Below are 14,898 nucleotides of genomic sequence, written 5' to 3' on the forward strand. Positions count from 1 at the left end.
GCGGAATTGTAGGAAGATGTGCAATGGGTGGTTTCTGTCCTCACTAACCTTTAAGCCTGTCAACACGTGTTTAATTACCGTAAGCATACTCCAACGTTTTATCATATCCGTATAACAGAATAGTAAGCTTGTTAGTCCCTTTCTGTCTTAAAGGGTAAAGATCAAATTGAAGCGTTTTTGAGAAAGATGTAGCACAGTCTCCAGTTTTATTACTTAACACAATTTTCAGTCGATTCTGCGGTAGCCCATCGGCAGTAAGAGATATACCATGCAGCACTTCTACTTTTTCCCAATCGCTGCTACAACCACTAGCGCCAACTGTAACAGTTAAACAATCGCCCTTTATGGATGCACTTGTAATGCTAAACGGATCGCTTTCAGCCGTTGAAAAAGATTTTGCAGTTACCTGCACGGCCTCGCCACAAGGCTCGCCTGTTCGCGTCTTTGAAACATCATCGCCGTTGCGGCTACATCCTAACACAAAAACTGGCAATAAAATAAAAAGTAGATTTCTCATAATTAGCGTTTTTTACTTAAAACGAAAGTTAACACAAAAACGTAACAGCCCCATACAAAAAGAGGTTGAATGAGGCTCTGTTCATTTCTTCGGCAAGGGCTTTAGTTGGGTTTTAATAAATAGAAGCGTATTGGGAATGGGCTAAAAAATTCCGGATCTCGTAAATTGTTTTTCCTGATTTCGGAAGTGATTGCCCCGCCTTAAACGGAATTTTGCATTTCGTTTAAGAGAGGCTCATGAGAATAGTTATAAAAACATCACTGCTAACAATAATTGCGTTAATCACTATCGTTACAGCCTATGCACAGAAAGACACAGTGCGCACGCTTGAAGAAGTGCAAGTAACCACAGGCCAGTACAAGCCACAATCTTTAAATAAATCGGTATACAAAGTACAGGTAATTACTGCCGAAAAAATTAGGCTTAAAGGAGCAACCAATCTTACCCAACTATTAAATACAGAACTGGGAATGGGATTGTCCAACGATAACACTTTGGGAACAACCGATATTTCTTTCATGGGTGTGTCTGGCCGGAATGTAAAAAATTTTGCTCGATGGATTACCTATGTTAGATAGGGGTGACACCCGCGAAAGCCTTAACCAGTTTGATGTTTCGCAAATTGAAAGAATTGAAATTGTAGAAGGCCCAATGAGTACCGTTTATGGAACAGATGCTTTGGCTGGCGTTATAAATATCATCACAAAAACCGCTTCGCACAATTCGTTTCGGGCAAATGTAAAAATACAGGAAGAAACGGTTGGAGGCGAGTATAAGCCATTTGGTAATAAAGGCCTTCATGTACAAAACATAAATACTGCTTGGGATAAAAACGGGTGGAACGGCCTGCTATCGTTGGGACATACCAATTTTAAAGGATTTGACGCTGACAACTACGGACGCGCGCATAGCTGGAAGCCAAAAGAACAATGGCTGCCGTCTTTACGGTTGGGCTACAAAAATGACAGGGTCAATCTTTATTACCGCAATGATTATTTGTGGGAAAGAATAACAGCCAACGGACCGATAAACCTGGACACTTACAAAACGGTTGATCAATTTTATAACACCCGGCGTATGATGCACCAATTGCAAGGCAACTGGCGTTTCAACGAAAAAGCGTCGTTTACCAATTCGTTAAGCTATACTCATTACAAACGCTTTACCAGAACTATTAGAAAAGACCTGCAAAACAAAACCGAAGAATTGACCACCGACGCGGGTACGCAGGATACTGCTCAATTTAGTAATTTCTTTTGGCGCAGCAGCCTTCAATACACCATTTCGCCTAAAGTAAGCATTCAACCAGGGCTGGAGTTGAATCACGAAACTTCAACCGGCAGGCGCATTGCGGGCGAACCTAAAATTAATGATTTTTCATTTTTTGCTTCTACAGAATACAAGCCTGCATCATGGCTGAATGTCAGGCCGGGGTTGAGATTCGTTAAAAATAGTATTTATAATGCGCCTCCTATCATACCTTCTTTAAATACACTTTTTACAATCAATAATGAATGGGCATTGCGAGCTGCTTATGCATTTGGCTTCCGGGCTCCGGCACTGCGCGAATTGTATTTTGACTTTGTAGATGCTAATCACGCCATTTATGGAAACCCGAACCTTGAGGCCGAAAAATCAAGAAGCTTTAATGCATCGTTGGTGTATAGCAAATTGTTGCATAACAACCAACGGTTTACCGCCGAAGCGGGAGGTTTTCATAATTATTTCAATAATCTGATTTCAATTGGAGTAGATCCTAACAATAGTGGAAAAAATATTTATATCAACATCGCTGAAAATAAAACCGCCGGGTTTTCAGCAAAGGCAAGGCTGCAAACCCAAAACTGGCAGGCTGGTATTGGCGGTGTAATGCTGGGCAGGTATAATCGTTTTAAGGGTGAAGATTATAATGGCAAAGAAATTCCACAATTTAACTGGACACCCGAGCTGAACGCTGAAATAATGTACACCATTGAGCCAACACACACATCGCTTAACTTCTTTTATAGATTCAACGGTAAGCGTCAAATATACCAGACCGTTGATGGCGAAAACATTACACTTGGTAATAGAGACGCCTTTCATTATGGAGATTTTAGTGCAGGCCAGTACATCAATAAATTTCTGACGCTTACTGCAGGCATACGAAATGTGTTTAACATTACTGATGTGGCAAGTACCCAGCAAAGCGGCGGCGCGCACTCTACCGGCGGCGATTATGTATATAACTACGGCCGCTCTTATTTTTTAACATTAAACTTCAATTATAACCATTTCAAAAAATAATTATTTAAATACCGAAACTCCACCCTCTCCCTTGGGAGAGGGGCTAGGGGTGAGGTCTAAAACAATAAATATGAAACAAACATTTATCGCTTTAAGTATTATAGCTGTCATCGCATCTTGCGGGGACAAAGACATTGACATACCGCTGCCACCGCCATCAAGCGGAAGTACGATGCAGTTGAACGGATTGTCGGGAGAAACAGGAGAAACAGGATCAAGTGCAAGAAATTCCGTATTCGTTGACTTTAGTGCAGATAAACAAACTTCTATATTACGTAGTAACTGGGATTTGGGATTTTATACTGGGAGTGAATTTAAAATAAAAATTAATAATACTACTGGAGCCTATGCTTCTGTTACTAATAAGACCGATATTAATATAGTAGGGAGTGCGGACACCGTAGGGGTGAAACTTGAATTCAATCAAAACGAACCGAGTTCTGAAGATCTTACAAAAATGGATGATTTCAATGGTAGTATTTCTGGAATACGTCTTACCGCATCTGCCAATGAAAGCGAAAATAAAGTATTTATACTAAACCGTGGCACACGTGGCGGAATAGGCACTCGCGATTATATGAAAATTAGAGTGTTGCGAAATGGAAACACTTATACATTACAATATGCGGCTTTAGCAGCAACAAGTTTTAAGACTGCACAAATTTCCAAAAATGGAGACGGAGATTTCGTGTACATATCGCTTGACAATGGCAATACTTTGAGCAGCTTTCCAGCTAAAAAAGATTGGGATATTGTATGGACGTATTCCGCCTATAAAACCAATTTTGGTGGAATGGATGTAATGTATCCGTTTTCAGACTTAGTTGCACTTAATGTATTAAACAACGTTCAGGCATTTCAGGCTCTTTATGCTAATAACGAAGTAGCTGCAGATGCTTTTACGAAATTTAATAAAGACAGCCTTAGTAAATATTCGTTTAGTAACAATAGATGGTTAATAGGAAGTAGCTGGCGTTATACAGGAGGCCCACCACCCAGTCCAGCTCCATTTACTAGAAAAGACAGATTTTATGTTGTAAAAGATCCCAGCGGTAATGTTTATAAACTAAAGTTTTTAAGCTTTGCGACTGAAGACGGTGGCACGCGCGGCAAACCAGAAATTAAATATGAACTAATTAAATAATTTCAAGCAAATCTAAAACTAAAAAAATACAATGGAACGACCATGAAAATTTTCGAATAAATTCAAATTTAGAGCGATGAAAATTTTATGCAAAATTCCATGTGACTAAAAAATAAAATACAATTAACACATGAAAAAACTATCTACACTTTTTATGGCAACTGCTTTTGCCGTACCGGCCTTGGCACAAAGCGGTAAAGAAAACATCGACAAACTTTGCGGATGCTTTGAAATAAGTTTTAAATATGCCGAAACATTTTCGCCGGATAAGGATTATAAATATCACGACAGAGATATTACAATGGGTGTTACAGAATTAGCGATACCCATAGTTAACAATAAAGACCGCGTAGTAATACAACACTTGCTGATTGTGGGCAACGGGCATATTGTAAAACACTGGCGTGAGGACTGGACTTATGAAAACCCCGTGCAGTGGAATTACAAAGGCGATAAAACCTGGGAAAAATAACGCTACCTGCGGCTGATGTAAAGGGTAAATGGAGCCAGTCTGTATGGGAAGTTTCTGATGCACCGCGTTATCAGGGTTCTTCAGCATGGCAAGTGGTGAACGGAAAGACGCAGTGGGAAAATACAGCCGATGCGCCGCTTCCACGCCGCGAATACACACAACGTTCTGACTATAACATTCTGAATCGTACCAACCGCATCGTTGTAAATAAAGATGGTTACGAGCATATTCAGGATAATAGAAAAGTGCTTCGCGAAAACGAAACCGACAAAATTATTGCAGAAGAAAAAGGCCTTAACGCTTATGAAAAAGTTTCGGATGAAGACTGCGAAGCAGCAACTAAATACTGGCAAGAGCATCATGGTTTTTGGGAAGCCGTTCAGCAAGAATGGGATAAACTGCTTAGTGCAAAATCTACTGTAAAGCTGGTAGAAGACACAGCGTTAATGAACACACTTTTCAAAATGGCCGATGAGTGGAAAGCTAAAACACTTACTGCCGCTGATGCTAACACAAAAGTTGCAGCATTATTGACAAAACATGTACAGTAAAGGAAAGTTGACAAGTTGATATGTTGAAAGGTTGATAAGGAATATACTCTTATCAACCTTTTAATTTTTTGTCTTATTAATAAGGAAGGCTGCAGCTTTTTTATTCATTAAAACTAAAGTTGTGAATACCGCCACCAACTTGCTTTGCTGGTTGATTTGGCAATATTACAGTTGCGGTACAACTCGAAGGAATAGTAATATTTAACTGAACTGTTTTGCCTATTCGTTTCCACGAAGATTTGATGAGGCCATATAACGACTGATGACTGGCTTCAACAAAATCAAGATCTTTTATAAAAGCAGGTTTAATAATAATCTTCTTAAATGCAGGTGCTGTTTCATTCATCTGTATTCCGGCAAGCGCTTTATACATCCACGCAGCAATAGCGCCCATTGATGGATGATTGCGCGATGCATCACCAATATTTCTGCCTACATCCCAGGTTTCAAAAAGACTGGTTGCTTCATAATTTTTGATCCAATAACCCCAGGAAGGCAGCGTTTCTTTGGTCACCATTTTATAAACAGTTTCGGTATAGCCAAATTGAGATAACACTTCAGGTACGATCAGGCTTCCGATAAAACCAAAATCGAGGCTATAGTTATTTGCTGCAATCATTTCATTCAGTTTCTTTGCTAAGGATTCGCGTTGATGCTCTGGCGCAATATTCATATATAACGGTAATGCATACGACAATTGGGTTTTGTTAGCGTAGCTCAATTGTGCTGCGTCAAAGTAATGGTTATTGATTTTCTCTTTCAGAATAGCAGCTTTGGCCGCATAAAGTTTTGCATCGTCGGGCTTATTCAAAAGATTAGCCATTCTTTCCATCAATATATTATCCCAATAATAATAACAAGACACCATGAAATCTTTTGGTGTAATGGCTTTGTAATACAACCAGTCGCCGAGGCCGTCTGTTAAAAGCCCTTTTTCATTTTCTATTGTTGTAAGATATTTCAGATAGCGCTCCGCGGTGGGATATACATTGCGAATGCTTTCCAGATCATTGTTGTATTTATAAAGCATCGATGGCACGATAAATATCGCAGCATCCCAAACAGGACCCGCCCAGTCAGAATCCCATTTCCACGAAGTAGGTACAATGCCCGGAACATCGCCATTCGCTTCCTGTGCATCGGTCATGTCTTTCACCCATTTGGCATAAACGCTTGCCGAATGATAATTTAACATGCCTGCTTCCTGAACCATAAATCCATCAGCCATCCAGCCGTTTTTTTCGCGCGTGGGACAATCGGTAGGAATGCCGAATAAATTACTGAGATAAGAATTTTGGCAAATAGAAAAAATATCGTTTAATAATTGATTCGAGCTTTTAAAAGTTCCCGCAAGTTCAACATCACTATGCATCCTTAAACCACTTAGCTTTACTTTTGAAATATCTATCGACTTGTTCGATGTCATTTCTATATATCTAAATCCATGATAAGTAAATGCTGGGACGAAAACTTCTTTTCCCATCCCATTTAAAATGTAAACATCTGTTTGAATTACATCTCTCGCATTTCTTGGACGCAGGTGCATATTAATATTTCGCTGATCAATATGACCTGAAGAATCCGTCATTTCCGCATGACGTAATGTAATGGTAGTTCCGCTCGCTCCTGAAATTTCTAATTGTGGTACACCGGCAAAATTGATACCCATGTCAAACACATAACAGGTGTCGTTTATTTTTTTACCTCAATTGCATCAATAGTATCCGTCACTTTTACCGAAGGCATTGCCTGCGTTTCTAAAAGATCTGCGGTGGACTTTGTGGTTTTCGCTTTCTTCCATTTGCTGTCATCGAAAGAATGGGTTGCCCAGCCTTGTTGTTCCAGGCGCGCATCATAAGTGGTACCTGCGTGGATATTATCAAATTGTAGCGGGCCAATAGCCGTTGACCAGCTTTCATCGGTTTTGATAATTTCCGATGTTCCGTTGGTATATGTAATATGTAGCTCACAAATTGTTTGCGGTCGTTTGCGCCACGGAGCTTGATGAAAATTCCATACGGTTGGCGTTTGTTCATTAAACCACCCATTACCTAATTGTATGCCGATGCAGTTGCTTCCTTTTTTGATTTTATCAGTAACATCATAAGTTTTATAAAGAATTCTTTTACTATAATCAGTAAATCCAGGATCAAGCGTTAATGGATTGACAGACTTTCCATTAACATGCAGCTCATAATAACCTAAGCCGCTGATATAACACCTTGCTGACTGGATATTGCTTTTTGCTTTGAATAACTTTCTAAACATTGGCGATGGCGCAAACTCAATATCATATTCATCTGTGATCCATTGTCCCACCCAATCGGCAGGCTGCATCTTGGCTGTTTCAAACCAGGTTGGCTGCGATGTATATGTACCATTATTTGTTTGCAACTCAACACACCACCAGTATCTTTTATGCGAACTCAATGTATTGCCATTAAAATAAATGAGTTGTTGATCCGATTGCTGTTGTTTACTATCCCACACGTCTGCCTTTCCAGGTTTCAGATTTTTTTATCGGTGGCGACTAAAACCCTGTAACCGGTTTGTTTCTCTGCTTTTTCACTATTTATCTGCCAGCCCAATCGAGGTCGCGACACATCCATTCCCAATGGTTGCACCTGAAATTCACAGGTTAAATGTTCTACTTTGACCTGAGCGTTTGCCATGTTGCTAATTCCCAGGCAAAATAGGAGCGTCATAAAAACCGGATAATCTAAAAGAAAACGATTGATCATATATAAAATGTAATTATGCTGGCTAAGCAGGGAAGATAAATATTTTTAAAGATACATTTTTGAATATGCCACAGCATTTACACAAAACCCCCTATATTCCCTACCTTTGCACTCATTTTTTAGCGAATTATGAGTGCAAAATATCAGGAGTTTTCGGGTTTGAATCTACCCGCTATCGAAAAGGAGATTTTAAAGGAATGGACAAAAAGCGAGGCGTTTGAAAAAAGCGTTTCCATTCGCGAAGGCGCTGAGCCGTTCGTGTTTTATGAAGGTCCGCCAAGTGCCAATGGTATGCCTGGTATTCACCATGTTATTTCCCGTACTTTAAAAGACCTGGTTTGTCGGTATAAAACCATGCAGGGTTTTCAGGTAAAACGCAAAGGCGGCTGGGATACGCATGGGCTGCCTGTGGAGCTTGGCGTTGAAAAGGAATTAGGTATTACTAAAGAAGATATAGGCAAGAAAATTACTGTTGAAGAATACAATCAAAAATGCCGCGAAGCCGTATTGCGCTTCAAAAGTCAGTGGGACGACCTGACCCGTAAAATGGGTTACTGGGTTGACCTGAATGACCCTTACATTACTTTTAAAAACGAATACATTGAAACGCTTTGGTATTTATTGAAGCAGTTGTTTAATAAAGGGTTGCTGTATAAAAGCGTTAGCATTCAGCCTTATTCGCCAGCGGCAGGAACAGGTTTAAGTTCTCATGAACTAAATCAACCCGGAACGTATAAAGATGTAAAAGATACGAGTGCTACGGTTTTGTTCAAAGCTATTAATGAAGGTGTTTTAAAAGATACTGCTGAAGAAGTTTTTCTAATGGCCTGGACAACAACTCCCTGGACCTTACCCTCCAACCTGGGTTTAACGGTAGGCGGAAATATTGAGTATAGCCTGGTAAAAACATTCAATCCTTATACGCATGAGGCTCAAAATGTAATGATTGCTACTGCATTATTACATAAGTATTTCAAAGAAGATGGCAGAGATAAAGATCTTGAATCTTATCAGAAGGAAGATAAAATAATACCTTGGAAAGTATTAACTACTTATTCAGGAAAAGAATTGGAAGGTTTACGCTATGAGCAATTAATGCCTTTCGAAGCAAATAGCTTAGAGGCTGTCAGGGCTATTACACCCGATGCAGATCCGTTTAAAATTGTTGTAGGCGATTTTGTTACTACAGAAGATGGAACCGGTATTGTACACACTGCGCCCGCATTTGGTGCCGATGACTATAAAGTTGGGCAAAAGAATAATCTGGGAATTGTAACCTTAGTAGATCGAGAAGGAAAATTTATTGACGGTGTTGGCGAATACAGCGCCGCTTTGTAAAAAATTACAAAGACGAAAAAGATTATGTAGATGTGAATGTAGACATCTCCGTAGATCTGAAATTGAAAGGCCGTACTTTCAAAGTAGAAAAATACGAACACAATTACCCACATTGCTGGCGTACCGATAAACCTATTCTTTATTATCCGCTGGATGCCTGGTTTATTAAAACCACTGCGCTACGCGATAAAATGGTTGAGCTAAATAAAACCATTCATTGGAAACCCAAATCAACTGGGGAAGGCCGCTTTGGCAACTGGCTGGAAAATATGGTAGACTGGAACCTGAGCCGCAGCCGCTTTTGGGGAACGCCATTGCCTGTTTGGAGTACAGATGATGGTGAAGAAAGGAAATGCATTGGTTCGATTGAAGAGTTGAAAGAAGAAATAGAAAAGGCTGGGGATCTTAACAAATCAGAAATCAGAAATCAGAAATCAGAAATAGGTTTACATAAGCCTTATGTAGATGAGATTATATTGGTTAGTGATACCGGAAAACCCATGCACCGAGAGCCAGACCTGATCGATGTTTGGTTCGATAGCGGCGCTATGCCTTATGCACAGTGGGGCCTGGATCATGAGAAATTGAAAGCTGGCGATCCGATGCCATTCAATCAACCATTTGAAAATAATTTTCCTGCCGATTTTATTTGTGAAGGTGTTGACCAAACCCGAGGATGGTTCTATACGCTGCACGCAATCGCGTCTTTATTGTACGAAAACGTAGCTTATAAAACAGTTGTGAGCAATGGTTTGGTGCTGGATAAAAACGGCAACAAAATGAGTAAGCGTTTAGGCAATGTTGTAGATCCGTTTGATACCATCGACAAATTTGGCGCTGATGCTACCCGTTGGTATCTTATTACCAATGCTTCACCGTGGGACAATCTGAAATTTGATATCGATGGTATCAAAGAAGTACAACGTAAATTCTTTGGGACATTATATAACACTTACCAGTTCTTTGCTTTGTATGCCAATGTTGATGGCTTTACATTTAAGGAGCCATACATGCAAATGAACGAAAGGCCGGAAATTGACCGGTGGATTATTTCTTCCTTGAATACATTGGTAAAAAATGTTTCAGCTGCGATGGACGATTACGAGCCAACCCAGGCTGGCCGTTTAATAGAAGATTTTGTGGATGAGCACCTGAGCAACTGGTACGTGCGTCTTTGCCGCCGTCGTTTCTGGAAGGGGAGTACGAGGCAGATAAAATTTCAGCGTACCAAACATTGTACGAATGTATTGAAACCATTTGCCAGTTAATTGCCCCAATAGCTCCGTTTTTTAGCGATGCTATTTTTAGAAACTTAAATAATATCGCACAGCGTCATGAAGTAGCGTCTGTTCATCATGCCTTCTTTCCTAAAGCAGATGAAGCGTTGATTGACCAGTCGCTCGAAGAAAGGATGCAATTAGCGCAGGACGCTTCTTCTTTGATTCTTTCTTTAAGAAAAAAGTCAATATCAAAGTGCGCCAGCCTTTACAAAAAGTATTGATTCCGGTGTTAAATCCGGCTATGAAAGATCAATTGGAAAAGGTAGAAGAGCTAATAAAATCAGAAGTTAACGTAAAAGAGATTTCTTATCTTATAGACACGGAAGGTTTTATCAAGAAGAAAATCAAACCTAATTTTGTTGCACTTGGTAAAAAATTAGGTTCGAAAATGAAGGCTGTTTCGGCGGCATTAGCACAATTTACGCAGGAAGATATCAGCAATTTAGAAAAAGAAGGAAGTTATTCGTTAAATATAGATGGCGAATCCGTTACGATTGAAGTGAATGAAGTGGACATCAGCAGTGAAGATATTCCTGGTTGGACGGTGGCTTCAAAAGGTGCGTTGACGGTGGCTTTGGATATTACCATCACTCCCGAATTACAGCAGGAAGGTGATGCCCGTGAATTCGTAAACCGAATCCAAAAAATAAGAAAAGACAGCGGTTTTGAACTTACGGATAAGATAAATGTTGTAATTGACACTTCGGAGACATTAAAAAACTCGCTAACAACGTATAAAGATTATATTTGCGCGGAAATTCTCGCAGAAAATTTATATTTTCAGGCGATTACAGAAGGTAGTGGTATAGAAATTGATGTTAATGATAACATTTTACAAACGATTGTTTCTAAAAAAGGGTAATTAAATGGCTACAAAAAAAGCGCACCAGCTAAAAAAGCAACACCGGCTAAAAAGCCAACTAAAGCAGCCGTAAAACCGGCTCCCAAAGCGGCAGCCAAAAAAGCTACGCCTGCAAAAGCTGCACCTAAGAAAGCAGCGCCTGCAAAGAAAATTTCTAAAGTAGCGGCGAAGGCAACGCCTAAAAAAACTGCACAAGCTAAGGCGGCGCCCAAAAAGCCGCTTTAAAAAGCGTAAAAGCAGCGCCTAAAAAAGCAGCACCGGCTAAAACCGTTGCAAAGGTTGCGCCTAAGGCAACACGTGTGGAAGCCAGTAAAGTTACGGCTCCAGCTAAAGCTCCTGCAAAAAAGCAGCGCCTGCGCCAGTTAAGGCTGGTAAAAAAGTTGCAGCTAAAGTTACCCCCAAAAAAGAACAGCCTTCAAAACCGCCGGTTGTACCAAAACTCTCTACTAAAAGTGCAGTGAAGTACCAGCCGGATTTTACAAAAAGTATATTAGACACCCCTAAAAACGAAAAAGTGAAATCAGTAGTAAGATATTCGGACAGTGATTTACAGGAGTTCAAAGAAATTATCCTAAGAAAATTAGACGCAGCAAAAAAAGAGCTGGCTTATTTGCAAGGGCTTATTACCCGTCGTGACGAAGGTGGCGATATGGACGAAGGACGTTACATGACCATGGAGGATGGTAGCGTAAGTATGGAGCGCGAGCAACTTAGCCAATTGGCAAGTCGGCAGATTACATTTATCGATCACCTGGAAAAAGCTTTAATGCGGGTTGAAAATAAAACATATGGTATTTGCCGTGTTACAGGTAATCTTATAGATAAGGCACGTTTACGTGCGGTTCCTCATGCTACGCTAAGTATCGAAGCAAAATCGATGATGAACAAGTAAAAGAAAAGGCTTGCTTGGCAGCCGTTAAATATTTAAAGCGAAGCTAAATAAAGGCTTCGCTTTTTTATTGTGTTACACATTAGATAAGTGCGCTCTCGTTAAAAAGGATACGATGACAATAACTTTCGATTATAATAAAAAGCAGGTAATACAGGCGTTACGCTATCATTTTATTTCAAGGACAGAGCTTAGGATCATGGTGATTCTTGTAAATGCCTTTGCTATATTGTCGTTGATATTATACACGATTGGTAAGATAACACCTACCGCTTTTCTTACTTATTCTTTTTTGTGGATCATATTAATGGTCAGTTTGTGGTTTATATTACCTTCTGTGGTTTACAAAAAAGCAGAAACGTTTAAACACAGTTTTGCCATGCATTTTAATGCAGATGATTTTACATTAGAACATGAACATGGGAAAAGAAGCTGGCCTTATTCAGCGTTACAAAGTTTTAAAGAAACACCCAATTTTTTTCATCTGTACTTTGATACAAGATCTTTTTTACTGGTCCCTAAAGATGCGTTTAAAGATCTTGAGGAGATGCAAAGCCTTAGAGAAATGCTGAAGAATAAAATATAAATGAGCTTATGAGATTCGCTTTACCATGAGTACATGTGAAATGGAGAGTTTCAGGAACTCATCACCGGTAGTGACATAACCCATCTTCTCGTAAAACCCGGTAGCGCTTGTTCGGGCGTGCATTGATATTTCGCGATAGCCAATATCCCTGGCAATTGTTTCGGCAAACTCCATTAAAGCGCGGCCTATACCTTTGCCTTGTAATTGATTTCTTACGGCCATTTGTCTCAGTAATACGCCCCTGGCTCCTTCACGCACCAGCATACAACAGCCCAGCATTTTCTCGTCTTCGAAGGCGCCTATTAAAATATTTTCCTGGTCTGCAGCAATATCGTTGCCTTCCAATAGCATACCTAAGGGTTTTCGCAATATTTCATTGCGCAATTCTATCATTTGCTGATATTCTATAGTACCGTAGTCTATTATTTTTAAGGCCATGGGACGTTCAAGTTTCGCTGATAATTTGTATTAAAACGGGCAACGTAAAATACCAATTTTTCTCGTCTTAAAATCAAATAGTTTAGGACATACCAACATTTTTACATTTTTTTTGTTTAGTATAGTTATTTGGGCAAAAACTCTATTTTTGCACTCAACAAACAAAAACAATCAGATATGTCAGACATTGCATCAAGAGTAAAAAAATCATCGTTGACAAATTAGGCGTTGACGAAGCAGAAGTAACTACCGAAGCATCTTTTACCAACGATTTGGGCGCGGATTCTCTGGATACCGTTGAGTTGATTATGGAATTTGAAAAAGAATTCAACATCTCTATTCCTGATGAGCAGGCTGAAACAATTACCACTGTTGGTCAGGCTGTATCATACTTAGATGAGCACGCTAAGTAATAATTTAAAAACAAATGCTTCAGTTGCCGATTGTTTAATTGGGCAAATAATTAGCTAAATTTATATCCGCCTTTGAAGTGGTTAACCATACAAAGGCGGTTTTTTTAACGTATCGCTACGTAGCTTATGGAATTTAAAAGGGTTGTTATTACTGGCATGGGTGCTTTGACACCTTTGGGCAATTCAGTTGATGAATATTGGAACGGCTTAATTAATGGCGTATCAGGCGCCGCCCCAATTACTCAATTTGATGCTTCAAAGTTCAGAACCCGCTTTGCCTGTGAAGTTAAGAATTTTGAACCCACCGATTTTCTTGATAAGAAAGAAGCCCGTAAAATTGATCGTTACTCACAGCTTGCCTTAGTCGCCAGTGATCAGGCTTTTGCAGATGCTGGTCTTAACAAGGAAAATATTAACCCCGACAGGGTTGGTGTTGTTCTGGGTAGCGGCATAGGCGGCCTTATTACTTTCCAGAATGAAGTAATGGATTTTGCCAAAGGCGATGGAACACCCCGTTTCAATCCCTTCTTCATTCCTAAAATGATTTTGGATATTGCTGCCGGGCAAGTAAGCATCAGGCACAATTTACGTGGGCCCAATTATGCTGTAACCAGTGCCTGCGCCAGCAGCACCAATGCTATGATAGATGCTATAAACCTTTTAAGACTGGGCAAGGCTGATATTATTGTAACAGGTGGTAGCGAAGCGGTGATAAGTGAAGCAGGCGTAGGCGGCTTCAATGCTATGAAGGCCATGAGCGAACGTAACGATGAGCCTGCAACTGCCAGCCGCCCTTATGACAAGGACAGAGATGGATTTGTAATGGGTGAAGCAGCAGGCATTTTGATATTTGAAGAATTAGAACATGCAAAAGCAAGAGGCGCTAAAATTTACTGCGAAGTTGTAGGTGGTGGCGCCAGCGCAGATGCACATCATATTACAGCACCCCACCCCCAGGGATTAGGAGCTAAAAATGTGATGCTGGCTGCATTAAGTGATGCCGGTATGCAGGTTACTGATATTGATTATATTAACACACACGGCACATCTACGCCGTTAGGTGATATTGCTGAAACAAAAGCTATTCTTGATGTTTTTGGAGAACATTCTTATAAACTCAATATAAGCTCTACAAAAAGCATGACCGGTCATTGCCTGGGCGCGGCAGGCGTGATCGAAGCGATTGCGTGCATCAAAAGTGTGATGCATGATATTGTTCCGCCAACTATCAATCATTTTACTGATGATCCGGAGCTTGATCCAAAATTGAATTTTACTTTTAATAAGGCCCAACACAGGGTTGTTAATGCTGCTTTAAGCAACACATTTGGTTTTGGAGGGCACAACGCCTGTGTCATTGTAAAGAAATACACATAATTTG

Annotated in this window: 18 protein-coding genes and 1 pseudogene; 12 read left to right on the forward strand and 7 right to left on the reverse strand. The window is 40.1% G+C overall.

Translation table 11 applies throughout. The features are described from left to right. Positions 1-70 precede the first annotated feature (70 nt). Positions 71-517: a hypothetical protein gene (locus tag MKP09_RS22920; protein ID WP_240832841.1), complete on the reverse strand. Its 447-nt coding sequence runs from the start codon at positions 515-517 to the stop codon at positions 71-73. Positions 518-753: 236 nt separating this feature from the next. Here MKP09_RS22920 and MKP09_RS22925 point away from each other — a divergent pair, with 236 nt between their 5' ends. The 4 genes and pseudogenes from MKP09_RS22925 (at position 754) to MKP09_RS27645 (ending at position 4,970) form a co-directional block, all read left to right on the forward strand. Further along, a complete protein-coding gene (locus MKP09_RS22925; protein WP_240832843.1) occupies positions 754-1,095 on the forward strand; it encodes a Plug domain-containing protein in 342 nt (113 codons plus the stop codon). After that, positions 1,067-2,803 carry a TonB-dependent receptor plug domain-containing protein gene (locus MKP09_RS22940; protein ID WP_317235420.1) on the forward strand — a complete coding sequence of 579 codons (1,737 nt, stop codon included), beginning with the start codon at positions 1,067-1,069 and terminating at the stop codon, positions 2,801-2,803. Before MKP09_RS22925 ends, MKP09_RS22940 begins: the two co-directional genes overlap by 29 nt. Positions 2,804-2,873: 70 nt before the next feature. Continuing rightward, on the forward strand, positions 2,874-3,947 hold the full coding sequence (locus MKP09_RS22945) for an HmuY family protein (RefSeq protein WP_240832845.1): 1,074 nt from the start codon (positions 2,874-2,876) through the stop codon (positions 3,945-3,947). A 154-nt stretch (positions 3,948-4,101) separates the two neighbouring features. Beyond that, a pseudogene (locus MKP09_RS27645) lies at positions 4,102-4,970 on the forward strand (DUF6607 family protein). Between the two features lie 100 nt (positions 4,971-5,070). On the opposite strand, the gene MKP09_RS22960 reads toward MKP09_RS27645, so the two are convergent. Genes MKP09_RS22960 through MKP09_RS22970 form a run of 3 tightly spaced genes read right to left on the reverse strand, consistent with a single transcriptional unit; the run spans position 5,071 to position 7,711 of the window. Further along, a complete protein-coding gene (locus MKP09_RS22960) occupies positions 5,071-6,639 on the reverse strand; it encodes a family 78 glycoside hydrolase catalytic domain (protein WP_240833366.1) in 1,569 nt (522 codons plus the stop codon). A 23-nt stretch (positions 6,640-6,662) separates the two neighbouring features. Continuing rightward, a complete protein-coding gene (locus MKP09_RS22965) occupies positions 6,663-7,460 on the reverse strand; it encodes an alpha-L-rhamnosidase N-terminal domain-containing protein (protein WP_240832851.1) in 798 nt (265 codons plus the stop codon). A 17-nt stretch (positions 7,461-7,477) separates the two neighbouring features. Continuing rightward, entirely contained in the window at positions 7,478-7,711 is a 234-nt protein-coding gene (locus MKP09_RS22970; protein ID WP_240832853.1) for a glycoside hydrolase family 78 protein, read from the reverse strand. A 129-nt stretch (positions 7,712-7,840) separates the two neighbouring features. Here MKP09_RS22970 and MKP09_RS26950 point away from each other — a divergent pair, with 129 nt between their 5' ends. Genes MKP09_RS26950 through MKP09_RS22980 form a run of 4 tightly spaced genes read left to right on the forward strand, consistent with a single transcriptional unit; the run spans position 7,841 to position 11,191 of the window. After that, the gene (locus MKP09_RS26950; RefSeq protein WP_262915585.1) at positions 7,841-9,049 is read left to right on the forward strand and encodes a class I tRNA ligase family protein; all 1,209 of its coding nucleotides are present in this window, start codon (positions 7,841-7,843) and stop codon (positions 9,047-9,049) included. A gap of 32 nt (positions 9,050-9,081) precedes the next feature. Next, positions 9,082-10,317, forward strand: coding sequence for a class I tRNA ligase family protein (locus tag MKP09_RS26955; protein WP_317235421.1), 1,236 nt, complete (start codon positions 9,082-9,084; stop codon positions 10,315-10,317). Continuing rightward, on the forward strand, positions 10,284-10,550 hold the full coding sequence (locus MKP09_RS26960) for a class I tRNA ligase family protein (protein ID WP_262915586.1): 267 nt from the start codon (positions 10,284-10,286) through the stop codon (positions 10,548-10,550). The genes MKP09_RS26955 and MKP09_RS26960 overlap by 34 nt, the downstream gene beginning before the upstream one ends. After that, positions 10,523-11,191: a DUF5915 domain-containing protein gene (locus tag MKP09_RS22980; protein WP_240832855.1), complete on the forward strand. Its 669-nt coding sequence runs from the start codon at positions 10,523-10,525 to the stop codon at positions 11,189-11,191. The genes MKP09_RS26960 and MKP09_RS22980 overlap by 28 nt, the downstream gene beginning before the upstream one ends. Before the next feature lie 8 nt (positions 11,192-11,199). Here the strand turns inward: MKP09_RS22980 and MKP09_RS22985 are convergent, their stop codons facing one another. Continuing rightward, positions 11,200-11,403, reverse strand: coding sequence for a hypothetical protein (locus MKP09_RS22985; RefSeq protein ID WP_240832857.1), 204 nt, complete (start codon positions 11,401-11,403; stop codon positions 11,200-11,202). 115 nt (positions 11,404-11,518) lie between these two features. Continuing rightward, the gene (locus MKP09_RS22990; protein WP_240832859.1) at positions 11,519-11,689 is read right to left on the reverse strand and encodes a hypothetical protein; all 171 of its coding nucleotides are present in this window, start codon (positions 11,687-11,689) and stop codon (positions 11,519-11,521) included. 16 nt (positions 11,690-11,705) lie between these two features. Here MKP09_RS22990 and MKP09_RS27650 point away from each other — a divergent pair, with 16 nt between their 5' ends. Both MKP09_RS27650 and MKP09_RS23000 read left to right on the forward strand, forming a co-directional pair. Continuing rightward, entirely contained in the window at positions 11,706-12,083 is a 378-nt protein-coding gene (locus tag MKP09_RS27650) for a TraR/DksA family transcriptional regulator (protein ID WP_240832861.1), read from the forward strand. A 112-nt stretch (positions 12,084-12,195) separates the two neighbouring features. Next, positions 12,196-12,666 (forward strand): YcxB family protein, encoded by a 471-nt coding sequence (locus MKP09_RS23000; RefSeq protein ID WP_240832863.1) that lies wholly within the window; start codon positions 12,196-12,198, stop codon positions 12,664-12,666. A 6-nt stretch (positions 12,667-12,672) separates the two neighbouring features. Here MKP09_RS23000 and MKP09_RS23005 read toward each other — a convergent pair whose 3' ends face one another. Beyond that, positions 12,673-13,104, reverse strand: a complete 432-nt coding sequence (locus tag MKP09_RS23005; protein WP_240832865.1) for a GNAT family N-acetyltransferase — start codon at positions 13,102-13,104, stop codon at positions 12,673-12,675. A gap of 209 nt (positions 13,105-13,313) precedes the next feature. Between MKP09_RS23005 and MKP09_RS23010 the strand changes: the two genes are divergently transcribed. Beyond that, positions 13,314-13,517, forward strand: a complete 204-nt coding sequence (locus MKP09_RS23010; RefSeq protein ID WP_449587081.1) for an acyl carrier protein — start codon at positions 13,314-13,316, stop codon at positions 13,515-13,517. A gap of 126 nt (positions 13,518-13,643) precedes the next feature. After that, a complete protein-coding gene (fabF, locus tag MKP09_RS23015) occupies positions 13,644-14,894 on the forward strand; it encodes a beta-ketoacyl-ACP synthase II (RefSeq protein ID WP_240832867.1) in 1,251 nt (416 codons plus the stop codon). The last annotated feature ends 4 nt before the right edge of the window (positions 14,895-14,898 follow it).

The organism is Paraniabella ginsengisoli (assembly GCF_022513635.1).
Classification (GTDB): Bacteria; Bacteroidota; Bacteroidia; order Chitinophagales; family Chitinophagaceae; genus Niabella; species Niabella ginsengisoli.